This is a genomic window from Halolamina pelagica (assembly GCF_001307315.1).
GTDB classification, from domain to species: domain Archaea; phylum Halobacteriota; class Halobacteria; order Halobacteriales; family Haloferacaceae; genus Halolamina; species Halolamina pelagica_B.
The window spans coordinates 550,625-574,868 of sequence record NZ_LGUC01000001.1 but is presented as its reverse complement, the minus strand read 5'-3'; the positions used below and the strand labels follow the sequence as shown (position 1 = coordinate 574,868).

Here is a 24,244-nt window from a genome sequence, read left to right as displayed (position 1 = left end):
GCCGGGAAGAGACCGCCTGCGAACGCTGCGCACAGTTCCTCACGGTAGGTGGTTCGGCGTGACGGACGCCGACGAACGGTGTGACGACTGCGGCGGGCTGATGAACGTCCTGCGGAGGGACTACCACGACCGTTGCCTCAGCTGTCGGCTCGGTCGGATGACCCCGTACCGGAGGGCCGACTAGTGAGCGACCGCCTGTTCATCTGCGCCGACTGCTCGGTGCTGACGTTCGAGGACGTGGCAACGTGCCCCGCCTGCGGGTCCGAGGCCGAGCGACTGTCGCTCGCGTTCGAACTCCCCGATGGGGTGTCGGCCTGATGGACCTCGACCCGATCTCGCCGGTCGACGGTGTGAAGATGTTCCTCGATGCGATGCAGGACGAACACGCGGAGTCGACCCGGAAGAGTGAGCGCCACCGGCTGAACGCGTTCCTGCAGTTCTGCGACGAGGAAGGGATCGAGAATCTGAACGAACTCTCCGGCCGCGACCTCTACCGCTACCGGACGTGGCGTCGGGAAGGTGAGGGCGACGGCCGGGAAGCTATCCGACTCGTCACGCTGAAAGGCCAGTTGGCCACGCTCCGGCGGTTCCTGCGCTTCGCGGGCGACGTGGACGCAGTAGACCCGGAGCTGTACGAGCAGCTCACGCTGCCGACGATGAAGAACGGCGAGGACGTGTCGGACTCGACCCTCAAGCCTGAGCGGGCTATCGAGATACTCGACTACCTCGAAGGCGCGCAGCCGGGCAGCCGCGACCACATCATCATGCTGCTGCTGTGGGAGACGGGCGCCCGCTCCGGTGCGATTCGCGGGCTCGACCTCGAGGACTGCGACCTCGAAGGTTCCCACCCACGCTTCAACGGCCCCGCGGTCCACTTCGTCCACCGCCCCGAGTCTGGTACGCCGCTGAAGAACCACGAGGACGGCACGCGCTGGAATCGGATCAGCGAGAAAGCGGCCCGGTACATCGAGGACTACATCGAGTACCACCGGAACGACGTGACGGACGACCAGGGCCGCGACCCGCTGATCACGACCCAGTACGGTCGCCCGGTCGGCAACACGCTACGGAGTACGCTCTACCGCGTGACTCGCCCCTGCTGGCGCGGCGCAGAGTGCCCGCACGACCGCGACGTAGAGACGTGTGAGGCTACGCATCTCGACCACGCGAGCAAGTGCCCGTCCGCCCGATCTCCCCACGACGTTCGGAGCGGTCGGGTGACGTACTACCGTCGAGAGGACGTGCCGCGTCGGATCGTCGAGGATCGCCTGAACGCGAGCGAAGACATCCTAACGCGCCACTACGACCGGCGTTCAGACCGTGAACAGGCCGAACAGCGTAGCGACTTCCTGCCAGACCTATGAGTGCGAGTTCCTACCCCGCGAAAAGCCGAAACGTCAACCCCCACCGTGCCCGTTCACTCCTTTCAGCCGTTCACGGTCGCGGCGTACTCTCACTCGCTCCCTTCGGTCGCTCGCGAGAGTCCCACCGTGCCCGTGGCTGTGAACGAACGTGAGCAGCGGCGCCCGTCGGGCTCGAAGCAGGGAGGTCGGGCGCAGCGAACGCAGTGGGCGAGCACGTCCGACCGTGGTTCGCTTCCCACCGCACCTGCCTCCGGCCACCGGGTCCCGCGGGCCGTCGATGTCCGCCACCCACACCTACTTGCCAGCCCTTTGCCAACTCACCCCATGGTCGACACCAGCAGCGCCGTCGCGTGGGCCGCGAAACCGTACCCCGAGATCGAGGCGATCGCCGAGCAGGACGGCTCCATCCTCGTCGTGCCAGTCGGCGCCCTCGAACAGCACGGCCACCACCTCCCGACCGGCACCGACACGATTCTCGTCGACGCCGTCGCCACGGCCGGCGCCGAACGCGTTGCCAACACCGGCGGACAGCGTGCCGGCGAGCGCGTCGCCGACGACATTCCGGTCCTCACCACGCCGCCGCTGTGGCTGGGTCACTCGCCACACCACCTCCCCTTCGGCGGCACGGTCAGCGCGGAGTTCGACACGCTGAGCGATACGCTCTCGCAGATCGCCGACAGCGCGCTGGGCAACGCGTTCGACACTCTCCTCTTCCTCAACGGCCACGGGGGGAACCGCCCGCTGATCGCGGCAGCGACCCAGCGCGTCGGCGCCGAGCAACCGGACACAGAGATCTTGGGACTGACCTACTTCGAACTCGGCGAGTACTTCCTCGACGACGTGCGGGAGAGCGATCTCGGCGGGATGGCCCACGGCGGGGAGCTGGAGACCTCGCTGATGCTCCACCTCCACCCGGAACTGGTCGACGACGAGCGGTTGGCGGCGACCGAGTGGGAGACAGAGTACGACCAGGCGCCCGCGGATCTACTGGGTTCGGGCCCGCTGAACGTCACGCTCGACGTGGCCGAGTGGTCCGACTCGGGGGCGATGGGCGACGTGAGCGCGGTCAGTGCGGCGAAGGGCGAGGCGATGTTCGAGGGGTTCGTCGACGAGCTCGAAGCGCTGCTCCGGACGGTTCACGAGTGAAAACGCGTGCCCGGAGCGGGCACTGCACCAGATCGAACACAGCGGGGCCGGAAGGACCCGCCGGCCTGCCTCTGACTACCCGACGGACCAGTCGGGTGTTTGAGAGGCGGTACGGGACGCACAAATAAATACCGGGCTAGACGGCGTCCGTGTAGAAACGATCGGAAAGTTGTCGCGGGTTGAGAAACGCGTGCTGTCTGACCCTCAGTTGGAGGCCGATACAGCGGTGGGGGGCTACGCGGCCATGGCGGATCGGTCTGCGACCGATCTTACATAGCGCCGCCCATGCCACCCATACCGCCCATGCCGCCCATGCCGCCGCCGCCCGGCGGCATCTCGTCCCCGCCGTCGTCGTCGCCGACCTGACCGCCGGCGAGGTCGCCCGCGGCGATCACGTCGTCGATGCGGAGGATCATCGTCGCCGCCTCCGTGGCGGACTCGACGGCCTGGGTCTTCACACGGAGCGGCTCGACGACGCCGTCTTCCTGCATGTCGACGATGTCGCCCGTGTAGGCGTCGAGGCCGGAGGTGAACGCGCCGCCGTCGTGGCTGGCGCGCAGGTCGACCAGCGAGTCGATCGGGTCGAGGCCGGCGTTCTCCGCGAGCGTGCGCGGGATGACTTCCAGCGCGTCGGCGAAGGCTTCGACGGCGAGCTGCTCGCGGCCGCCGACGGAGTCAGCGAACTGGCGGAGCTGCAGTGCGAGCTCGACCTCGGGCGCGCCGCCGCCGGGCAGCACCTGCCCGTCGAGCAGCGTCGTGCGCACGACGCCGATGGAGTCGTCGATGGCGCGTTCGAGCTCGTCGACCACGTGGTCGGTGCCGCCGCGGAGCACCAGCGTGACCGAGCGGGCCTCCTCGACGTCCTCGACGAAGATGCGCTCGTCGCCGCCGATGTCCTTCTGGGCGACGCTGCCGGCGAAGCCGAGGTCCTCCTCCTCGATGTCGTCGAGGGCGGAGACCGTCGTCGCGCCGGTCGAGCGAGCCAGCGCCTTCAGGTCGTCGCTCTTCGCGCGGCGGACCGCGAGGATGCCCTCCTGGGCGAGGTAGTGCTGCGCGATGTCGTCGATGCCGTCACCGACGAACACCACGTCGGCGCCGACGTCGACGAGGTGGTCGACCATCTCGCGGAGCTGCTGCTCCTCCTGCTCCATGAACTGCTGGAGCTGGTCGGGGTCGGTGACGTTGACCTCGGCGTCGATCTCGGTCTCCTTCACCTCGATGGCGCCGTCGAACAGCGCGACGTCGGCGTCCTCGACGGCGTAGGGCATGTTCTCGTTGACGCGCTCCTTGTCGACGATGACGCCCTCGATCAGCTCGGAGTTCTCGATGGAGCCGCCGACGACCTTCTCGATGGAGACGTTGTCCGTGTCGATCCCGGTGTCGTCCTGCACGGCGAGGACGGCGTCGACGACGAGCTCGGCCAGCTGGTCCTTGGCCGTCTCGGCGCCCTTGCCGGTCATCGCCGTCTCGGCGATCTTGGTCAGCGTGTCGTAGTCGTCCGCGGTGACCTCGATGGCCTCCTCGGTGAGGATCTCCTTGGCCTTCTCGGCGGCCGCGCGGTACCCCTGCGCGATCGTCGTCGGGTGCACGTCGGACTCGACGAGCTCCTCGGCCTGGTCGAGGAGTTCACCGCCGACGACGACGGCCGTCGTCGTGCCGTCGCCGACCTCCTCCTCCTGGGTCTCGGAGACTTCGACGATCATGTTGGCCGCGGGGTGATCGATGTCCATCTCCTTCAGGATCGTCACGCCGTCGTTCGTGACGACGACGCCGCCCGAGGAGTCGACGAGCATCTTGTCCATGCCTTTGGGTCCGAGCGTGGTGCGGACCGACTCGGCGACGGCCTTCCCGGCCGTGATGTTCATCTCCTGGGCGTCCTGCCCGGAGGTTCGCTGGCTGTCCTCGGAAAGTACGATCATGGGCTGGTTACCCATGCGCTGTCGCTGACTCATGTTCAGCGATAGATTGTCCGTGGTTCTATAAAGATGTTGTGGTCACCCCGTGAGAGATCGCCGCACGCAGCCGATACAGCGGTTTGCTAACGTGTATCATGCACAGGTTTAAATACCTGTTCGGAACCCTCCGGAGCCGGCCGTTGGGGCCCGAACTCGGGACCCGTGAACCTATCACGACGAGGACCCCACGCCGACGCATGACGACGGACGCGGGGGCCGCTGGGCCCCGGCTGCTGGTGATCAACGACGTGGAGACTGCCGTCGACCACCCGGAGCGGATCGGCCGCCTCGCCGGCGCCGTGGACGCGTTGCGGGACGACCGAACCGCCGTGCTCGACGCCGGCGACGCCACCGCGATGGGGGCCCTCGCCTTCACGACCGACACGGGCCGCGGACAGATCGCCCCGCTCCACCGGGCGCTCGCCCCCGACGCACACGTCCCGGGGAACCACGACTTCGACTACGGCCCCGACTGGCTGGCCGGGTTCGCGGCCGCCACCCCCGGTCGCTGGCTCGGCGCGAACGTCGACGGCGGCGAGCATCTCGACCTCCCGGACAGCGTCACGCTCGATATCGGCGACCGGACGGTCGCCGTCGTCGGCCTCGTCACCCCTGAGACGCCGGAGCTCTGTTTCGCGGTCGACGACCTCGAGTTCACGGACCCGATCCGGGCCGCGACGGAGGCTATCGCCGACCTCCCGCCGAGCGTCGATCACGTCGTCGTGCTCTCTCACTGCGGCCCACTCGACGAGGAAATCGCACGCGCAGTCGACGCCGACGCGGTGGTCGGTGCTCACGACCACGAACGCGTCGTGGAGCACGTCGACGGGACGCTGGTCGCCAGGACCGCCGGCGTCGGCCACGAACTGCTCGAAGTCGAACTGAGGGCGGAAGCGATGGGGGAAATCCACGAGACGGCCGACTACCCGGTCTCCGGCCCCATCGCCGAGGCGTACCGCGCCCGGCTGGACGCCGCCGGACTGGACGACCGCCTCGCGACCCTCGACGCGCCGCTGACGACGCTTGAGACTGCAGGGTTCGTCGCCGACGCCTATCGCGCGGAGGCGGAGACTCCCTCTGGCGAACGCGGCGCCGACGTGGGGTTCGTCCTGGAAGCGTCAGTTCGCGAGTCCATCGCGGGCGAGGTGACCACCGGCGACCTGATCGGCACAGTGCCCTTCGGCTCTGAACTGGTCACGCTGGCCGTCGACGCCGCCGACCTGCGGGCGGCACTCCGGGCGACGCAGGGGCCAATCGACGCCACGCACGGTCTGGGGGTGTGGGCCAACGCGGATCCGAACTCCGCGACCGTCGGCGGCGAACCGGTTCCAGACGGCGAGACGGTGACCGTGGGAACCACGAGCTACGAGGCCTACAACGAGATCCTTCCGGGGTTCTCGGAACAGGCCATCGTCGCCAACGCCGGGGCTCAGCACGAGCGAATCCTCTCGCACGCGCGAAACGGCGGGCTCGGCGCTGTGAACGAGTGAGAACGGAGAGAGGGAGAGAAGATCGGCACCGGGACTGCCGACACAGTCACGGCAACACGCTCCCGGAGAGTGACACGGGGTCACTCTCGGTCGCAAGCCGTGACTGGCTACACGATCGCGTCGTGGCGCTCCGTTGCTGGGCCACGGAGGGCCCAGCAGGTCGCCAGCCGCGATCGGTTCAGTCGTCCGCGGGTGCTTCCTCGGAGCCGGCGTCGCCGTCGACGCCCGCGTCCTCGACGTAGTACTCCTCGATCAGGTCCTCGCCGATACGGTTGAGCTCCGTCTTCGGGAGCAGCGAGATGAGCTCCCAGCCGATGTCGAGCGTCTGGTCGATGTCGCGGTTCGTGCGGAACCCCTGATCGACGAACTCCGTCTCGAAGCGGTCGGCGAAGTCGAGGTACTTGTTGTCGGTCTCCGAGAGCGCCTCGCGACCGACGATGTTCACGAGGTCGCGCAGGTCCTCACCCTGTGCGTACGCCGCGAACAGCTGGTCCTTCAGGTCGCCGTGGTCCTCGCGGGTGAGCCCCTCGCCGATACCGTCGTCCATCAGCCGGGAGAGGCTGGGCAGGACGTTGACGGGCGGCTCCATCCCCTTGCTGTCGAGGTCGCGGTCCATCACGATCTGCCCCTCGGTGATGTACCCCGTCAGGTCCGGGATCGGATGGGTGTCGTCCTCGCCGGGCATGGTGAGGATCGGGATCTGGGTCACCGATCCCTCGCGGCCGTCGATACGGCCGGCCCGCTCGTAGAGCTGGGCCAGGTCGGTGTACATGTACCCGGGGTAGCCACGCCGGCCGGGGACCTCCTCACGCGCGGCGCCGATCTCTCGGAGCGCCTCGCAGTAGTTGGTCATGTCCGTCAGGATCGTCAGCACGTGGTACCCTTCTCGAAGGCGAGGTACTCGGCGGTGGTCAGCGCCATCCGCGGCGTGACCGTTCGCTCGACCGCCGGGTCGTCGGCGAGGTTCATGAACACGACCGAGCGCTCCAGCGCGCCGGTGCGCTCGAAGTCGGCCATGAACTCGTTTGCCTCCTCCTGGGTGATCCCCATGGCGCCGAACACCACGGCGAACTCCGACCCCTCGCCGTCGTCGCTGCTCTCGTCCTCCTCGGGCACCGTCGCCTGTCGGGCGATCTGGAGCGCGAGTTCGCTGTGGGGCAGCCCGGAGGCGGAGAAGATCGGCAGCTTCTGGCCCCGGACCAGCGTGTTCATGCCGTCGATGGCGGAGACGCCGGTCTGGATGAACTCCTCGGGGTACTCCCGGGAGACGGGGTTGATCGCCTCGCCGACGATGTCGTGGCGCTCGTCGGGGACGATGTCGGGACCGCCGTCGATGGGGTTGCCCGAGCCGTCCAGCACCCGTCCGAGGAGGTCCTCGGTGACGGGCATCTTCAGCGTCTCGCCCGTGAACCGCACGGACGCGTTGCGGTCGATACCGCTGGTGCCCTCGAACACCTGGATCGCGACGAGGTCGTCGGCGGACTCGAGCACCTGCCCACGGAGCGTGTCCCCGTCGGCGGTCTCGATCTCGACCATCTCGTCGTACCCGATGGACTCGTCGACCTCCGCGAAGACGAGCGGGCCCGAAATCTCGGTGATTGTTTTGTACTCTTTCATCAGTAGAGCTCGCGCAGTTGGGTCTCGATGTCGTCTTTCAGCTCCTCGACGTGCTCCTCGACCTCGTCGTCGGGAGTCGTGGCGATGCGGTTGAGCTTCGGCGCGGCGTCGATGCTCGTGATCTCGTCGATCGGGACGCCGGCCTCGAGCGCCTCGAACGCCTCGTCGTCGAACTTCCGGATCGCACCCAGCATCTGGAACGTCTTCTCGGGCGGACAGTACTGGTCCACCTCGATGAAGGCGTTCTGCTGGAGCCATCCTTCACGGATGTAGCGCGCGATCTCGAGGGTGAGTCGCTGGTCGTCGGGCAGGGCGTCCTCCCCGACCAGCTGAACGATCTCCTGGAGCTCGCTCTCCTCGTCGAGCACGTCGACGGCCCACTGTCGCCGCTCGGGCCAGTCCTCGGAGACGTTCTCCTCGAACCACTCGTCGAGCTGGTCCTTGTAGAGCGAGTACGACTCGTCCCAGTTGATCGCCGGGAAGTGCCGGCGCTCGGCCAGGTCGGCGTCCAGCGCCCAGAACGTCTTGACGATACGCAGCGTGTTCTGGGTGACCGGCTCCGAGAAGTCACCGCCCGGCGGCGAGACGGCACCGATCACCGAGATCGAGCCCTCGCTACCGTTGATGTTCTCGAAGTAGCCGGCTCGCTCGTAGAACTGGGAGAGGCGGGCGGCCAGGTAGGCCGGGTACCCCTCCTCGCCGGGCATCTCCTCCAGTCGGGAGGAGATCTCGCGCATGGCCTCGGCCCACCGGGAGGTGGAGTCGGCCATCAGCGCCACGTCGTACCCCATGTCGCGGTAGAACTCCCCGATGGTGATCCCGGTGTACACACAGGACTCCCGTGCGGCCACGGGCATGTTCGAGGTGTTCGCGATCAGGGTCGTCCGCTCCATCAGCGGGTTCCCGGTCTGGGGGTCGGGCAGCTCCGGGAAGTCGTCGATGACTTCCGTCATCTCGTTGCCCCGCTCGCCACAGCCGATGTAGACGACGATGTCGGCGTCGGCGAACTTCGCGAGACTCTGCTGGGTGACGGTTTTCCCGGAGCCGAACGGACCCGGAATCGCCGCCGTCCCGCCCTTCGCGAGCGGGAACAGGCCGTCGAGGATGCGCTGACCGGAGATCAGCGGCTCCGTCGGCGTCTGCTTCTCCTTGACCGGTCGGGCCTCACGCACTGGCCACTCCTGGTGCATCTGGATCTCCTCGCCGTTGTCGAGCTCGACGACCGTCTCCTCGACGGTGAACTCGCCCGACTCGACGGCGACGACCTCGCCGCCCTCGTAGTCCGGCGGGACCATGACCTTGTGGTCGATGGTCTGGGTCTCCGGGACCTCGCCGACGATCTCGCTGGGCTCGACGGTGTCGCCCTCCTCGACGGCGGGCTTGAACTCCCACGTCTGCTCCATGTCGATCCCGGGGGCGTCGACCCCACGGTCGAGGAACGGGGAGCCCATCTTGTCCTCCAGCACGTCCAGCGGGCGCTGAACGCCGTCGTAGATGGAGTCCAGCATCCCCGGACCCAGGTCGACCGTCAGCGGCTCGCCCGTGTTGACGACGGGTTCGCCGGGGCCGACCCCGGAGGTCTCTTCGTACACTTGGACCGTCGTGACGTTGCCCTCGATCTCGATAACTTCGCCCATCAGCCCTTCGTCGCCCACGTAGACGACGTCGTTCATCCGGGCGTCGAGGTCGACGGCGGTCACGACCGGACCACTCACGCTCTCGATCTGGCCGCGGTCTTCCGCGGCGACGTCTGTTGCCTGACTCATTGTTAGTCCTCGTCGTCCATCAGGTCGATCCCGATGGCTCGTTTGATCTGGTCGCGCAGTCCGCCGCTGCCGGCGCCGCCGCCGAGCGTCACGAGCGTCGGTTCGACGCTCGTCTCGACGTCCTCGCGGGTCCCCGCGAGAGGTAGTCGAGGTCGTCGTTGTGCATCACGATGATGCCCACGTCGTCGTCGGTCATCGTCGACGCGACGGCGTCGTCAAGCCGATCCGCCTTCTCCTCGTCGGGGACGTCCTCGAACTTCCGGACGCCGGCGAGGCGGAACCCGGTCGTGAACTCCGGGCTCCCGATCACGGCGATCTCCTGACTCATTGTACCACCAGTTCCGCCCGAATCTCCTCGGGGTCGAGCCCCGCCTGGGTGCCTCGGGCGATGGCACGGATGTTGTCCGCCTCACGCTCCTTCGCGAGCACGAACGCGATCACCGGACACACCGACATCGGGTGGGCGTGACCGGCGTTGCGTGCGTGTTCGACCAGCGCACCCTCGAGGGCGCGCTCGAAGCCGATGAGGCTGTCCGCTTCGGCCATCTCGTCAAGCGCAGCGCCGAGCTCGTCGCCGTAGCGGCTCTCGCGGATGTGCTCGACCAGCTGGTCGCGGTTCCGGGAGAGCGTCGACAGCTCCTCGGGGTGAACAGCGTGCCACCCTCGATGAAGTACTCGGCGGGCTCGACCTCCGCACCGCTCCGTGCGAGCCGCAGCGCGTTGCGCACGTTACGGAAGTCGATCTCGGCCTGCAGGTACTCGGCGTACGCCGACTCCGGCCCCGCACCAGCGGCGCTAGTCACGCCCTCGAACAGGTTCTCGTAGTACGCCCGGTCGATGGCGTTCTCCAGCGGGACGAGCATGCCGGACTCGTCGTACTGCTCGGCGGCCGCGGCGAGGGGGTCGCCGAAGATCGTGCCGTCGAGCAGGTCGACGATCGCGTCGACGCTCTCGGCCTCGACCAGTTGGTCGAGCAGCACGTCGTCGAACTCGCCGGCACGGATGAGGTCGTCCTCGACCGCTTCGGGGTCGGTTTCGGCGTAGATGCCGCGGACGGCCGTCTTGACGTTCCACGCGTCGAACTTCCGCAGGTAGCGGGCGACCTGCTCGTACAGGCGGCCGTCAGCCCACGCGAGCAGTTCGTCGAACGTGTCGGCCAGCCCCGCGTTCAGGGCGTACTCGACCAGGTCGACACCCGAGAACCGCGACCTCAGCCGGTTGATCTGACCCTGGTACGTCGATTCCTCCATGTAGCGGGAGATCTCGTCGGGGCTCATCCGCAGCAGCTTCCGGTAGTCCTCCTCGTCGAACAGCGTCGCACGCCGGGCGCTCACGCGAGCGTTGACGTACTCCGGGTTGGAACTGCCGGTTGCGCTCATTCTTCGAAGAGGCGTTCGCTGATGCGTTTGAGCTCCTCGTCCCAGACCTCCGCGATCACGGAGTCGAAGGTGTTGTCCACGCTGACGCGAGAGCTCTCGCTCTCGACGACGACGCCACCGAGACAGTCCTCGGTGCCGGCGAACGACCAGCCCTCGTACTCCGAGAGCAGGTCCGTCAGCATCGCTTCGTCCGACTCGCGGCCGTAGACTTCGACGTCCGCATCGTCGTCGAACTCCTCGGCGGCCGCATCCAGCAGCGAACGGGTCAGCTCCTCGCGGCGCTCGCCGTCGATCTCGGCGACGCGCTCCTCGAGCTGCTCGCGGACCCGCTCCAGCACGTCACGACGGGCTTCCAGGCGCTTCTGTTTGGCCGTGAGCTTCGCGCTCGACAGCGCCTGTTCGCGCTCCTCGTCGATCTGTGTCTGGACTTCCTGCTCGCGCTGCTCGACGATCTCCTCGGCGTCGGCCTCCGCCTCCGAGATAATCTCCTCTGCCCGGCTCTCGCCCGCTTCGCGTATCTCCTCGGCACGCGCGCGGGCTTCGTCTCTGACGTCCTCGACGACGGTTTCCAAGCTCATGAGCGGAAAGGGAGAGGAAAGTTACGCCAGGATCATGGCGACCAGCGCGAAGATCAGGATCGTCTCCGGCAGAACCGTCAGAATCAGGGCCTGCACGAAGAGATCGTCGTCTTCGGCGACGGCGCCGACGGCGGCGGACCCGATCCCACGCTCGGCGTACCCGGCACCGAGACCGGCGAGACCGACCGCGAGGGCCGCCATACCCGTCGAGGTGATGGCCGGACCACTTGCGTCCTGCAGTACGAGGCTTGCGACTTGGAGTGCGTTTTCGAACATAGGGGTATCCACTCGGATTCGCGGTTAGTCGTCTCCGAACAAGCCGTAGTTGGCCCCACGACGGTCATAAACCTTCCCAAAGGCGCCGAAGAGAACGTGCGAGACCGGCACACACGAAAAGCAGGTGTTGCGGCCGAGTTGTCACTCGGCGAACGAAAAAGAACCGAAAAACCGAACGGCCCGCTACTCCTCGCGGCTGTGGACGCGCTCGTAGCCGAACGGCTCGTACTCGCGGCCGCCGCCGTCGAAGAACTTCGAGAAGAACTCGTAGTACTCGAGACGCACCGCCTGCAGCCCGGCGCTGGTGACACCCAGCGCGAGCACCAGCATGTGGCCGAGCACGAGCACGAGGATCCCGCCGACCAGCGACGCGACGCCGCCGTGCATCAGGCCGCCGAACAGGATCTCCGTCACTTCGTGGCCGTGGTACATGTCGCCGACCTCGTAGGCGTGGCCGGTCATGAAGTGCCACGACGCCTCCTCGCCCTCGCCGGTGACGGCGACGCCGAAGAAGAACAGGTTGACCGCGAAGGCCATCCCTGCCTTCGCCAGCAGCACCGCCGCCAGCCGGGCGTAGGAGAGCACGTTCACCAGCGCGTCGAAGATCTCGACGACCTCGGCGGGCGCGCCGAGGAACAGCAGCACGGCACCCAGCAGGAACAGACCGATACCGACCTGTCCGACGATCACCGGGAAGCCGCTGAAGCCGAGCTCGAAGGCGGCCTTCGGGCCGCTATCGAACACGGTGAAGATGAACTCGGGCTTCGAGCCCTGGAACCACTTGCTGGCGATGAAGATCCAGAGGCCGTTCATCGCGAAGATCCACGAGAGCTTCTCCGTGACCGCCTCCTCGATGCCGTGGAACTGGAGCTCCTCGAAGAAGCCCAGCACGTAGCCGAGGTTGAGGTGGACCAGCGCCGCCATGGCGCTCACCAGGATCCACGCGGGCACCCAGTAGCTGTACTCGGGGATGAGCCCCTTGTGCAGCGGCGCGTGACCGCCCCAGACGACCTCGCTGACGGTGTGCAGGCCGAAGATCTCGCCGTAGAGGAAGCCGAACACGATCGTCGCCAGCCCGGCCGCGATCGTCACGCCACCCATGCTCTTGAAGCCGGGACTGTCGTACTGCGTGTAGAGGAAGCCGCCGATTGCGGTGTACACCAGCCCGTAGCCCACGTCCCCGATCATGAACCCGAAGAACACCGGGAACGTCAGGAACAGTAGCGCCGTCGGGTCGAACTCCTCGTAGTTGGGCCGGCCGATCGCCTCGACCAGCACCTCGAACGGCTGGACCAGCCCGTTGTTGTCCTGCACGACCGGCGGCTCGTCTTTGCCGATCGTGGTGCCGCCGTCGGCGACGGCCTCGCCCGATTCGTGGACGGCCTCGCCGTCGGACTTGAACGCGGCGCGCTCGACCTCTTCGACCTCGACCCGGTCGCCGAGCTCGTCTTTCAGCGCGGCGCTGACGCCCTCGTACTCCTCGGTCGGGATCCAGCCCTCCGCGACGAACGTGTTCTTCGTCGTCGCAAAGGAGAGCGGCGCCTCGGCCTTCTGGACCTGGACCGCGAGGTGCTCCTCGGCGGCCAGCAGGAACTCGGCGTTCTCGCGCTCGAGTTCGCCCAGTTCCGCCTCGACCTCCGCGATCTCGGACTCGATACGGTCCTTCTCGCTCTCGAGTTCGCGGACGTAGGACTCGGGGGCCACCTCGGCGTCGGGCACGTCGATGCTCGTGAACGCGGCGCCGACGAGCGCGTCGTCGAGCACCCCGTCGGCGTGCTCACTGGGGTAGACGAACACCGCGAGCACGTCGTCGCCGGCGAAGATCTCGTACTGGCGGACGCCGTCGGCGTCGAGCAGTTCGCGCTCGATGGAGTCTCGGTCGCCCTGACCGACGGCGACTTCGAGGCTGTCGTACCCCGACAGCAGGTTGAGGTCGATCCCGAGGTCGACGAACGGCCGCGCGGCGTCGAGCCGCTCCTGGACGCCGCGGAGCTCGTTCCGGAGCGCGTCGCGCTCGTCGTCGAGTTCGTTCACGCGATCCCGGATCTCGGGGAGCGTCTCCGCCAGATCCGCCTCGGAGATGGTGCGGCTGCTCTCGACCGACGCGTCGTCGATGTCGAGCATGCTCTTGATCGAGCGGACGGTCACGAGCTTCTCGGAGGCCTGCTCGGCTGCTGCCTCCGGGTCGCCCGGCTCGAACCCGTCCCACGAGCCGTCGTACTCGGACACGTCGAGGACGTTGGCGTCGTGGACGACCTCGATAGCCGACCCCATCACCCGCTTGGAGCCGGCCACCGAGAGCTTGCTCATCCGTTTAGGCCTGAGCATGCACCGCCTCCTCGAACTGGTCGACCGCGTACTCCACGGCCTCCTCGATGTTCTCTTCGGCCTCCTCGATCAGGGCCTGACGCTCGGACTCGCCCTCCTCGAGAATCGCTTCTTTCTCCTCCTCGATCTCCTCGCGGGCCGTCGCGAGGCGCTCCTCCTGGAGCTCGTCGGCCTCCGCTTCGGCCGTTTCACGGATCTCGGCGGCCTCCTCCCGAGCCTCCGAGATGCGCTCCTCCTTCTCCCGGCGAGCCTCCTCGATGATCTCGTCGGCGTCGGCCTCCGCCTCCTTGATCCGATCAAGAACTTCCGGTCTGGGCATTAGCTGATCAGTTCGTGGTTTTTCCGGGCCGTATAAGGTGTTTGCGAAAGCGAGCGGTGGAGCGAGACGGGTCCTACCCCTCGCGAGCGTGAGTTTTCGGAACGGCGAGCAGTCCCCGTGGCCGGGGCAGTCGCCGCCGATCAGTCACCGCGAGCGAGGGCAAAGCCCGAGCGAGCGGGCTGACGAGCGACCGTAGGGAGCGAGGAAGCTTTTGGTGAAGCTTTTGCCAGGGCCCCTCTGGGGGCCCGCAGCAAAAGGTTCTAGTTGAACTCCTCGATCAGCGCCGGCACCACGTCGAACAGGTCGCCGACGATGCCGTAGTCCGCGATGTCGAAGATCGGTGCGTTCGGGTCGGTGTTGATCGCGATGATCGTCTCCGCGCCCTTCATCCCGGCGACGTGCTGGACCGCGCCGGAGATCCCGATCGCGAGATACACGTCCGGCGTCACCTGCTTCCCGGACTGGCCCACCTGCCGGTTCTTCGGCAGCCAGCCGTTGTCGACGATCGGTCGCGACGAGGACAGCGTCGCACCTGTGGCGTCACACAGGTCGCGGATCAGGTCGAGGTTCTCCTCCTCCTCGATCCCGCGGCCGATGGAGACGAGGAAGTCGGCCTCGCTGATATCCACGTCGCCGCTTCCCACCTCCTCGAACCCCTGTACGCGGGCGCCGTCGTCGACCGAGTCGGCGTCGAACTCGAACGCCGACACCGTCGCGTCGCCGGCGCCGTCGGCGGCCGCCCACTCGCCGCTCCGGATGCTGATCACGAACTGGTCGCCCGCCACGTCGACGGTGGTCTCGACCTTCGAGCCGTACATCTCGCGCGTGACGGTCAGCCCGTCGTCGTACGCGATGTCGACGGCGTCGCTCGCGTAGGGCAGCCCCAGCGAGTCGGCGACGGCGGGGGCGTAGTCGAGCCCGTTGACCGAGTTCGGAAGCAGCAGCGCGGCCGGGTCGAGCTCGGCGTGGAGCGCCTCGGTCGCGGCCGCGTACGTGTCGTGGTCGAACTCCTCGCCCGCGTCGACGGTGTGGATCGCGTCGACCTCGGGCGTGTTCAGCGACTCCGCGAACCGGTCGACGGGGCCGGAGACGACGGCGACGTGGAGGTCGCCGCCGAGGGCGTCCGCGAGCTCGCGGCCGGCGGAGATCCCCTCGTAGCTCACGTCACGCAGGTCGCCGCGGCGGTGTTCCGCGACGAACAGAACGTCGCTCATTCGCCGACCACCCCCTTGTCCCGCAGCACGCTAGCCAACTCCGCGGCGGTGTCCTCGGCGCCGCCCTCGAAGATCGTCGCGTCGGACTCGCTCTCGGGTTCGTACATGTCGACCAGTTCGAGCGCGCCGTCGACGGTCTCGGCGTCGAGCCCCAGATCCCCCAGATCGTGCGGAGCGATCTCCTTCTGCTGGGCCTGTCGGATCCCGCGGAGACTGGCGTAGCGGGGCTCGTTGATACCGGTCTGGATCGAGAGCACGGCCGGGAGATCGACCTCGGTGATCTCCTCGATGCCCCCTCCAGTTCGCGTCGAACCGTGGCAACGTCGTCGCCGGCCGCGTAGTCGAGGTCGTTGACGACCGCCGCCCACTGGTAGCCGACGCGGTTGGCCAGCGCGACGCCGGTCGCGCCGAAGGCGTCGTCGGCGGCCTGGACGCCCGTCAGCACCAGGTCGGGCTCCTCCTCGGCCACCACCTGCTCGAACACGCTCGCCTTCGCGTCCACGTCGAGCAGTGTCTGCTCGGCGATGGCGTCGTCCCAGACACGGACCGCGCGGTCGGCGCCTTTCGCCAGCGCCATCCGGATCGTCTCCTCGCTGCGCTCCGGACCGATGGTGGCGGCGACGACTTCCACGTCCTCGTCGGCCGACTCGGCGATCTGGACGGCCGCCTCGACGGCGTAGTCGTCCCACTCGTTGAGGTCGTACTCGAGGTACCGATCGTCGATGGACAGTCCGTCGATCTCGAAGTCGTCCTCGACGGCAGCCACCTCCTTGACGGTTACCAGAACCTTCATCGGCACGAAATTCCCGTGGCTGGGGGTAAATCCTTTCGCTATGCCCTCACGCGGATGACCCACCGACGGGGCAACTTACTCCTCGTCGTCGGGGAGGGAGATGACGTTCTCCCGGCCCAGCCGGAGCTTCTCGACCCGCCCCTCGTCGGCCATCCGAGACAGCAGCTGTGACACTTTCGCGTCCGACCAGTCGGTCTCCGAGACGATGTCGGCCTGCCGCATCCGGCCGCCGTTGCTCTCGAGCAGCGTCTCGACGCGCTCCTCGTCAGAGAGGAGTTCGGGGTCGACGTGGGCGTCTTCCTCGTCCGGCTCGCTCGGCTCGGGCGCCGAGGCGTCCGTCGACGACGGTGGGCCGTCGCCGTTCTCCGTGGCGATCGGCTCGCCGCCACGCCAGCGCCAGACCGCCAACACGAGCACGACCAGGAACAGCAGGCCGAGCAGCGCCGCGGCGAGTACGTCGATCCCCTCGTCAGGCTCGGTGGGCGACTGCGTCGGGGTGCTCTCGGCGGCGTACACGACCGAGAACTCCTCCGGATCGAACGACTCGGGGCCGGTGACGACCAGCGAGTCGTTTTCCTGTCGGGCCTCGATACTGCGCTGGATATCGTAGCCCGGCGGCGTTCGGATCCGGATCTCCTGTCCGGACTGGAGCGACCGGAGCCACGTCCCGTCCTCCGTTAGCAACGCGTCGCTGAGCTTGTAGCCGTCCCCAGTGGGTTCGAGGAAGTTCGTCCACCGGAACTGAAGCACCAGGGTGCCGGAGCTGTTCCCGACGGTGTACTTGCGCTCGACGCCCGTGATCGCCATCTCCCGGTCGGCGGCCGTCGACGCCGCCGCCGCGGCCGACTCGAAGAACGCGATTCCGGGTGAGCCCGACGCCTCGCCGGCCTCGAACTCCTCGGCGTACGATCGGAATCCGGCCCGCTCGTCGTCGGTGTCGAACGGGATCGTCGTCCGGACCGTCCAGGCCGCGTCGCCGTCGGGCTGGAGGTCGACGTCGAACGTCGTCGTCGCTGTGGCGACGTTTGGCGACTCCTGGGCCACCGCTGAGCCCGAGAGCGCGCAGACTAACAGGAGGGCAACGACGACGTACCGCATGTCCCCAGCGTGACAGCGCCCGGGCAAAACGCTTTCTATCACCCCTGCGATGCGCTCCGGCGAGTTTTAAGGGAGAGGCCGCGATAGGTTTCGCTGATGAGGTCCCTCGCGATCATCGCCGCAGTCGCCCTCTCCCTGGCGCTCGCCGTACCGGCGGGTATCGGCGCCGCCGGCGCCCCCGATACGGTGCCGGCGGACAGTCTCCAGACCCGCGACACCGTCACCCAGACCACCCCCGCGCAGGTAGAGGAATCGTTCAACCGCAGCAACCAGACCCGGGTGCTCGTCGTACCCGACGGCGCCGTCCAGCGGAGCGACGTCGACCGCGCGACGTTGAACCTGGGCCCGGCGGCGGAGTTCAACGGCAACGTCACCGCTGTCGAGGTCGAGACCGCCGCAGTGGTGGAGTTCATCCACGCCGCCGACGGCGAGAGCGAACGCAGTCGCCGCATCATCCAGGCATCCTCGACCGTCGAAACCGAGATCATCACGCTGCGCGACAGACAGGAGGCCGCCATCCGCGCGTTCAACGCCGGCGAACTGACCCCCGAGGAGTTCGTGATCGAACTGGCGACCATCTCGGCGAAGGCCGACGCGCTCGAGGCCCGGATGGTCAAACTCACCGCGCTCGCCGACGAGATTGACGGGTTCAGCCTCTCCCGGCCGACCGAGATCCGGTACGAGCTCCGCACGTTCGGCGGCCCCGTCCGTGAGCGCGCTGCCGACGCGATCCGGGGTGTCGACGAGCCGGCGCAGTTCTTCGTCACCACCGGCCCCGAAGGCTACGAACTGGCGACCGTCGACGACGGTCACTACCACCGCGAGGCGTATCGCGGTGCCGTCAAGTCGGACGACGACAGCGCGACGATGGAGCCCAACGAGGCGGTCAACGTGACCCGCGAGAGCTACCCCGATATCTTCCGGTACGGCGACCCGTCGGCGACGACATCCGGGACGACCAACATCGTCACGCTCACTGGGGGCAACCGGTCGCTGACCGCGTTCGTCGACAGCGGCTCCGAGCGCGTGTTCAAGGAGTACCAGCGCTTCTCGCTCGAGCAGTACCGGTCGGGCTCGATCGCGTCGAACACGATCAACGGGATCAACGTCACGGTCAACCGCACCTACCCCGGCGGGCCGCTCCGTATCAGCGTCACCGACGCCGAGTCGGGCGAGCCGGTCGATCTCGCCGTCACGCTGAGCCAGGGCCAGGCCGAGCGAACGTCGGTCGGCCGAACTGGCGACGACGGCACGGTCTGGACAGTCTCGCCGCGAGGCAGCTACACCGTTCTCGCGGTGGGCAACGAGGCGACTGCGGCCTACGTCGAGACGAACGCGACCGCGCCGCCGGAGCTCGAGCGCTGAGGGCGGGCGAGCGTTGAAGTAGGAGAGCGCGACCAGCCCCGTCGTGCTCCCCCGCGATTCGACCGCGTCGCCCGCAGCCGTCCCAACCGCGCTGACTGACTCGGATCGCGCCGTCTCGCCGGCGCTCGGTGCCGTACTACTCGTCGGGATCACCGTCGCCGTCGCCGCCATTCTCGGAACCGTCCTCTTCGGACAGGCCGCCGCACTCGGCGGCTCGCCGCCGACGGCGTCGTTCGACGTGAGCGCCGAGAGCGACCGCATCACGCTCTCTCACGAGGGCGGCGACGCCGTCGACGTACACGCGCTCCGGGTCGAGATCAGCATCGACGGCGACCCGCTCACGCACCAGCCGCCGGTGCCGTTCTTCGCCGCCGAAGGGTTCCACGGCGGGCCGAGGGGCGCGTTCAACCCCGAGACCGACGACGAGTGGGCAGTCGGGGAGACGACGACGCTCCGCGTTGCAGCGACGAACGACCCCGCGCTCGAGGCGGGCGCGCGGCTGACGGTCGAGCTGTTCTACGGCGACCACCGGTTCGCGTCGCTCTCGACGCGCGTCGACGGGTAAGGAGGGGGCTCGCGAGGCTACTCCTCGGGGACGGTCGCGATGGTGACGATCGCCCGCGGGCTCCCGGGGTTGGCCTGCATCACGACGTGCTCGCGCTCGGGGAAGCCGGCCTCGCTGAACATGCGGTCGGCCTCGTCGGCGTCGTAGAACAGCATGATCGCGTCGGCGATCTTGTGGAACAGGCTGTTGCTGGGCTTGTCCGGGCCGACGATGAGGACGGTACCGCCGGGCTTCGTGACGCGGCGGGCCTCCTCGATGGCGTCGACGGGGTTGGGCCAGTACTCGATCGACCCGGAGGACCAGTAGTGGTCGAAGCTGTCGTCGGCGAACGGGAGGCGTTCGGCGTCGCCGCGGTAGAACTTCACCTGGTCGGTTTTGCCGAACTTCGCCCAGGCTTTCTCCAGTTGGTGGACGCTCTGGTCGAGCCCGTGGACGTCGTCGGTGTGCTGGAGCAGCCCCTCAGTGCCGAATCCGGTGCCACAGCCCACGTCGAGCACGCGATCCCCCTGTTCGATCCCGGTCCGGGAGAGCGCCTCGTCGCGCATCTCCTCGTTCCAGACCAGCGGGTTCACCGTGTCGTACACCTGCGAGAGGTACTTGTAGAAGGTGCGTGCCCGCGCTTTGTCCTCCAAGAATCCCATTGGCCACGACTTGGAGCGGGCGGGCCATAATGCTGCGGTTTTCCGGAGCGGCGGGATCGGTGGCTATCGTCACGTACTTGGGCGTTCCGCCCCCATACTTCGGTAATGGAGACGCTCGACAGCCGGGTCGCCATCGTCGACGAGCGACTGTCGACGCTGGTGGAGTCCGTGGAGCCCCCTGAGCTGGCCGAGCGCCTGTCACACGTCACGCTGTCGGGCGGGAAGCGCGTCCGGCCCGCCGTCACGCTGCTGGCCTGCGAAGCCGCCGGCGGCGATCCCGAGGACGCCGTCGACTTCGCCGTCGGGATCGAACTGGTTCACAACGCCTCGCTGGTCGTCGACGACATCATCGACCGCTCCGAACTCCGGCGAGGCACCCCCAGCGCCTGGGCGGAGTACGGCTACGGGCCGGCCATCGTCGCCAGCGACGGCCTGCTGGGCGAGGCGTTCGCGCTGTTCTCCGCGAACGAACACGCGATGACCGTCGTCGCCGAGGCGATGGTCGAACTCGGCGAGGGCGAGGCGACAGAGCTGGTCGCCGAACCCGAAAACGAGGCCGAGTACATGGAGCTCGCCCGCCGGAAGACGGGCGCGCTGTTCCGTGCCGCCGCGGAAGTCGGCGCGATCGCCGCCGGCGCCGACGGCTTTACCGTCGAGTCGATGGGCGAGTACGCCGAGCGCGTCGGCGTCGCGTTCCAGATGCGCGACGACGTGTTGGACGCGACCGGCGACGCGGCGGATCTGGGCAAGCCCGCCGGACAGGACGCGGAGATGGATCGCCCGTCGCTGATCCAGGTAACCGAACTCACGGCCGAAGAGGCCGACCGGCGGGCGACCGCGGAGTCCGACCGCGCGCTCGACGCGCTGGCGACGGCGACCGTCGAGAACGGTGAAGCTCGGGAGTACCTCGAACAGTTGGCGGAGTACGTCGTCAGTCGGGAGCGGTAGAGTCGCGAGCGGTCAGGCCGCCTCCGCCGTCGCCGGGAACCGGTTCTCCGCGATCGCGAACGTAAGCGTGCTCAGCACCCCAGGAGGGTCCCCGCCGTCAGCGCCACTGCGAGATCGGTCATCGCCATCGCGCCCTCGCCGGGGAGGAAAAAGCCGGAGACGGCGTGGAGCACGACGCTGATCGCGAGCACGTAGAAGGGAGCGTTGAGGTAGCGCCAGCGGAACGCGCCGTCGAGGTACTCGTCGGTGACCTGCCCGAGGCTTGAGGTGACCCCGGCGGCGGCGACCCAGCTCACCGCGGCGTGGACGAACACGGCGGCCTGGGTCGGGAGGGATAGGGGGGTCGACGCGTCGGCGGTCACCGCCTGGTACCCCTGCCAGCCACCGATAGCGACCAGCGCGATCGCGACGACGTAGGTGATCAGCGTCACCCGACCGGCGTACAGCAGCTGGCGGGCCTCCTCGGCGGCGTCGTCGACGGCCTCCTCCAGCCCCAGCCCACGGAACAGCGTATAGAGGCCGAGAGCGCCGGAGAGCACCCCGAGCACGGAGACCCCCGCAACGTCGAACGCGTTGGCGATCAGCACCATCGGGTAGACGAGCAGGAGGACGCCGAGGGGACGAGCAGCGTGCCGCGGGTCTCCTTGTCGCCCAGGACTTGCTTGATCGTGTAGTAGATCGACTCCAGGTCCTGGGCCTGCCGGACGACGACGCGCCGCAGGCCGTCGATGGGCACACGGGAGCGGATCACCGGGAGGACGGACTCGTCCTGTGCGCCGTCGGTGATGACGATCGCACGCACGTTCTCGCCGGTCGAGAGCGCCGCGAGCACGGTGTCGACCTCCTCGCCGACCGCGCGGTTGGCTTTCACGTCGCTGCCGTCGAGCCCGGTGACGGCGGCGACCGCGACCTCCTCGCCCCCGCGCTCGAGCTGGTCGCGGGTGTGGATGGCCTGGAACAGCACGTTCACGTCGGAGTCCTCGGGGTCGGCAGTCGCGAGCTGCGTGGCGGCGTCCTCGACGTTCTCCCGGCCCAACACGGGAGTGGAGATCCCGGTCTTGCGACCGAGGTCGTCGTCGAGGTCGACGGCGAGGACCAACAGCATCACGGACGAGTAGGGCGTGGGGGCATATCTGTTTTCGGGAGCCTCACTCGTCGCGGCCCAACAGGCCAGCCAGCGAGGCGCCGAGGCCGAGGAACGCGGTAGCGACACCGAACCCGGGCACGCTAGTCGTTGTCGTCCCGGCCGGCGTGGGTGACGCAGTCGGCGTGTCCGTCGACGCCGGGGTGGTCGTCCCTGTCGCCGTCGGTGTGGGTGTCGAGGGCGAGACCGACTGCGAGAGCGCGAACGTCCACCCCGCCTCGCCCTCGTTGTAGCCGCCGGCGACGAGGTAGGTCCCGTCACCGGCGGCGGCGAGTGTTCGCGGGTCGACGTTTCGGTTGTCGTCGACGTCGTAGGACTGCCGCCAGCGGAGCGATCCATCGGCGTCGATACTCACGAGTCCGAAGTCGTGCGCGTCCTCCCCGGTGGTTCTGACGACGAAGCCGTCCCCGTCGGGCTGCAACTCTCTGGCCTGTTGCTCGGCGACGGACTCGTACTCCCGGGTCCAGTCGAGCGCGAACTCGGCGTCGAGCCGTGCAGTCGTGTCCCCACTGCAGAGCAGGAGCCCGTCGCCGTCGCGGATCCCGGTCTGCAGGACCCCCGACGGGAGCCCTTCGGGGAGGTCGATCGGCTCGAAGTCACCGTCCGCACTGACCCGCGCCAACCACGGGAACGTCCCGCCGGTGATCGCGCCGCCGTCGCCGTCCGGAAGGAGGAACTCGAGTGCCTGCGAGCCGTTGACGTTGTGTCGGTGGTGCCACGCGTAGCTGCCGTCGGCGTCGAACCCGACCAGCCACGTCCAGAACGCGTCCGGCAGCGACTCGGTGAAGCCGACGACGAACCCGCCGTCGACGGGGAGCAGCGTCGTCCGTTGGGTGGCGGGGATCGACCCCTCTTTCCCGATTGAGAGCACCGAGAGATCGGGCGCGAGGCGCGCGAGCCACGGGCCAGCGGCGACCGCATAGCCATTCTCGGTGCGGACGACGTCCGGGATAGCGTGGGCGTCATCGGGCAGGTCGGGCGTGATGTCGGTTCGGAGTCGGGCCTCGCCGTCGGGGCCGACGGCGGCGATCCGAACCGGGTCGTCGGGTGCAGGACGGGTTCCACGGCGGCCGACGAACACTCGTGCCCCGCCGTGTGAGGGGGCTGTCCCGGTAATTCGGAGCTGTTCGTACTCGCGGCGTGCGGCGACGCCCGGCGGCGAGGCTGTCTCCTGTTGGGCGTCGGCAGGGCGTGCGGCGCCGAGACCGGTCGCTCCTGCGAGTCCTGCGGCGCCCGCGATGGCGAGGTAGCGTCGGCGGTTCAGCGTCCGCGGCTCGGCCGCGTCGGTGGAGGGCTGACGGACCATGGACGACAAGTGCGACCGGCGCCGGTAAACCGTTCCCCTCGGCGACGTGTTCTTGTCGGTGTCGCTCGAAGGGAGCGCAGATGTCCGCCGATTCGGCCGACGGTCCCGCGAACGACGATCCGCCGGCATCACTCGCGTGGCAGGTCACGCCCGACAGCCGCCGCTTGCTCCACGTGCTCGCCTACGGGCTGCTGGCGCCGCTGGGTGCGGTCGCGCTCACACTCCTCGTCGGCGGTGTCGCGTTCGCGGCTTTCGCGGTCCGGGACGGGTCGTGGACACCGCTCCTCCTGTTGGGGGTGGCCGTCGTGATCGCGCTTGCCCGGCCGCCGGTACTCGCGGCGATGCTGAGCGACGAGACCGAGGCGTCGTTCGGCCACGAGGACTGGCACCCGAGCCGTCGTGGCCTGCTCACGGCGTCGGTGCTCTGTGGCGGGGCGATGCTCGCGGCATCGTTGCACTCACGGATCGCGGTCGTGGCAGTCGCCGTCCTAAGTTTCGGGGCGGGCCTGCTCGCGATGACGCTCAGCACCGACGCCGTCATCGACGACGACCGCAGGCTGGAGACCCAGTACTCGACCGCGGCTCTGTCGACCCTCTCTGGCGTCCTGTCGATCGATCTCGGCGATTTGACTGTGTTCTGGCTCGTCTACGCCCGGGGCGCCGACGGCTTCCGGAACCCTCGCGTGCTGGCAGTTCCACGCGGGCAGGTCACGCGGGTGCGCGAGGCTCTCGATGCCGGCGTCGACGCCGACCCGAACGCCGATCCGATCGGTCGTGCTGAGCGGGCCGTCGTCGCGCTGTTCGGCCTCGGGGTGCTCGCGACGGGGCCCGCGCTCTGGCTGCTGATCGGCGACGCCGGGGCGGGGGCGGTGGTGCTAGCCTACGCTGTCACGCTCTCGGCGGCGTTCGCCGGGCCGATGCTCTGGTACGCGTGGAACGGCTGAGCGACCGG

18 protein-coding genes and 5 pseudogenes are annotated in these 24,244 nt (G+C 68.3%); 8 read left to right on the top strand and 15 right to left on the bottom strand.

Going from position 1 to position 24,244, the window contains the following annotated elements; translation table 11 throughout:
- Positions 1–183: 183 nt before the first annotated feature.
- From SY89_RS18950 to SY89_RS03025, 3 genes are all read left to right on the top strand, one after another.
- The gene (locus SY89_RS18950; protein WP_275575390.1) at positions 184–318 is read left to right on the top strand and encodes a hypothetical protein; all 135 of its coding nucleotides are present in this window, start codon (positions 184–186) and stop codon (positions 316–318) included.
- Positions 318–1,364, top strand: coding sequence for a tyrosine-type recombinase/integrase (locus tag SY89_RS03030; RefSeq protein ID WP_204374412.1), 1,047 nt, complete (start codon positions 318–320; stop codon positions 1,362–1,364). The genes SY89_RS18950 and SY89_RS03030 overlap by 1 nt, the downstream gene beginning before the upstream one ends.
- Before the next feature lie 324 nt (positions 1,365–1,688).
- The gene (locus SY89_RS03025) at positions 1,689–2,510 is read left to right on the top strand and encodes a creatininase family protein (RefSeq protein ID WP_054583094.1); all 822 of its coding nucleotides are present in this window, start codon (positions 1,689–1,691) and stop codon (positions 2,508–2,510) included.
- 269 nt (positions 2,511–2,779) lie between these two features.
- On the opposite strand, the gene thsA is transcribed toward SY89_RS03025, so the two are convergent.
- Positions 2,780–4,429, bottom strand: coding sequence for a thermosome subunit alpha (gene thsA / locus SY89_RS03020; RefSeq protein WP_054584651.1), 1,650 nt, complete (start codon positions 4,427–4,429; stop codon positions 2,780–2,782).
- 233 nt (positions 4,430–4,662) lie between these two features.
- Here thsA and SY89_RS03015 point away from each other — a divergent pair, with 233 nt between their 5' ends.
- Positions 4,663–5,955, top strand: a complete 1,293-nt coding sequence (locus SY89_RS03015) for a 5'-nucleotidase C-terminal domain-containing protein (RefSeq protein ID WP_054583093.1) — start codon at positions 4,663–4,665, stop codon at positions 5,953–5,955.
- A 178-nt stretch (positions 5,956–6,133) separates the two neighbouring features.
- On the opposite strand, the pseudogene SY89_RS03010 reads toward SY89_RS03015, so the two are convergent.
- From SY89_RS03010 to SY89_RS17035, 11 genes and pseudogenes are all read right to left on the bottom strand, one after another.
- Positions 6,134–7,572: pseudogene (locus SY89_RS03010) on the bottom strand (V-type ATP synthase subunit B).
- Positions 7,572–9,338 carry an ATP synthase subunit A gene (locus SY89_RS03005; protein WP_054583092.1) on the bottom strand — a complete coding sequence of 589 codons (1,767 nt, stop codon included), beginning with the start codon at positions 9,336–9,338 and terminating at the stop codon, positions 7,572–7,574. The pseudogene SY89_RS03010 and the gene SY89_RS03005 overlap by 1 nt, the downstream one beginning before the upstream one ends.
- A 2-nt stretch (positions 9,339–9,340) precedes the next feature.
- Positions 9,341–9,666, bottom strand: a pseudogene (locus tag SY89_RS03000) (V-type ATP synthase subunit F).
- A pseudogene (ahaC, locus tag SY89_RS02995) lies at positions 9,663–10,717 on the bottom strand (ATP synthase A1 subunit C). Before ahaC ends, SY89_RS03000 begins: the two co-directional pseudogenes overlap by 4 nt.
- Positions 10,714–11,295, bottom strand: coding sequence for a V-type ATP synthase subunit E (locus SY89_RS02990; protein WP_054583091.1), 582 nt, complete (start codon positions 11,293–11,295; stop codon positions 10,714–10,716). Before SY89_RS02990 ends, ahaC begins: the two are co-directional and overlap by 4 nt.
- A gap of 21 nt (positions 11,296–11,316) precedes the next feature.
- The gene (locus tag SY89_RS02985) at positions 11,317–11,571 is read right to left on the bottom strand and encodes an ATP synthase subunit K (RefSeq protein WP_054583090.1); all 255 of its coding nucleotides are present in this window, start codon (positions 11,569–11,571) and stop codon (positions 11,317–11,319) included.
- Between the two features lie 183 nt (positions 11,572–11,754).
- Positions 11,755–13,899, bottom strand: a complete 2,145-nt coding sequence (locus tag SY89_RS02980) for a V-type ATP synthase subunit I (RefSeq protein ID WP_054583089.1) — start codon at positions 13,897–13,899, stop codon at positions 11,755–11,757.
- Positions 13,886–14,218, bottom strand: a complete 333-nt coding sequence (ahaH, locus tag SY89_RS02975) for an ATP synthase archaeal subunit H (protein WP_054583088.1) — start codon at positions 14,216–14,218, stop codon at positions 13,886–13,888. Before ahaH ends, SY89_RS02980 begins: the two co-directional genes overlap by 14 nt.
- A gap of 260 nt (positions 14,219–14,478) precedes the next feature.
- Positions 14,479–15,432 carry an electron transfer flavoprotein subunit alpha/FixB family protein gene (locus SY89_RS02970; protein ID WP_054583087.1) on the bottom strand — a complete coding sequence of 318 codons (954 nt, stop codon included), beginning with the start codon at positions 15,430–15,432 and terminating at the stop codon, positions 14,479–14,481.
- Positions 15,429–16,225, bottom strand: a pseudogene (locus SY89_RS02965) (electron transfer flavoprotein subunit beta/FixA family protein). Before SY89_RS02965 ends, SY89_RS02970 begins: the two are co-directional and overlap by 4 nt.
- Positions 16,226–16,300: 75 nt before the next feature.
- Positions 16,301–17,323, bottom strand: a complete 1,023-nt coding sequence (locus SY89_RS17035; protein ID WP_054583086.1) for a helix-turn-helix transcriptional regulator — start codon at positions 17,321–17,323, stop codon at positions 16,301–16,303.
- A gap of 96 nt (positions 17,324–17,419) precedes the next feature.
- Here SY89_RS17035 and SY89_RS02955 point away from each other — a divergent pair, with 96 nt between their 5' ends.
- Both SY89_RS02955 and SY89_RS02950 read left to right on the top strand, forming a co-directional pair.
- A complete protein-coding gene (locus SY89_RS02955) occupies positions 17,420–18,688 on the top strand; it encodes a DUF7096 domain-containing protein (protein ID WP_054583085.1) in 1,269 nt (422 codons plus the stop codon).
- A gap of 43 nt (positions 18,689–18,731) precedes the next feature.
- A complete protein-coding gene (locus SY89_RS02950; protein ID WP_239685497.1) occupies positions 18,732–19,253 on the top strand; it encodes a type IV pilin domain-containing protein in 522 nt (173 codons plus the stop codon).
- Between the two features lie 17 nt (positions 19,254–19,270).
- Here the strand turns inward: SY89_RS02950 and SY89_RS02945 are convergent, their stop codons facing one another.
- On the bottom strand, positions 19,271–19,894 hold the full coding sequence (locus SY89_RS02945; RefSeq protein WP_054583084.1) for a methyltransferase domain-containing protein: 624 nt from the start codon (positions 19,892–19,894) through the stop codon (positions 19,271–19,273).
- A 105-nt stretch (positions 19,895–19,999) separates the two neighbouring features.
- Between SY89_RS02945 and SY89_RS02940 the strand changes: the two genes are divergently transcribed.
- Positions 20,000–20,842 (top strand): polyprenyl synthetase family protein, encoded by an 843-nt coding sequence (locus tag SY89_RS02940; RefSeq protein ID WP_054583083.1) that lies wholly within the window; start codon positions 20,000–20,002, stop codon positions 20,840–20,842.
- 12 nt (positions 20,843–20,854) lie between these two features.
- Here SY89_RS02940 and SY89_RS02935 read toward each other — a convergent pair.
- A pseudogene (locus tag SY89_RS02935) lies at positions 20,855–21,947 on the bottom strand (DUF373 family protein).
- 43 nt (positions 21,948–21,990) lie between these two features.
- Entirely contained in the window at positions 21,991–23,292 is a 1,302-nt protein-coding gene (locus SY89_RS02930) for a hypothetical protein (protein WP_054583082.1), read from the bottom strand.
- An 80-nt stretch (positions 23,293–23,372) separates the two neighbouring features.
- On the opposite strand from SY89_RS02930, the gene SY89_RS02925 reads away from it, so the two are divergent.
- Positions 23,373–24,236 (top strand): hypothetical protein, encoded by an 864-nt coding sequence (locus SY89_RS02925; protein WP_054583081.1) that lies wholly within the window; start codon positions 23,373–23,375, stop codon positions 24,234–24,236.
- Positions 24,237–24,244 lie beyond the last annotated feature (8 nt).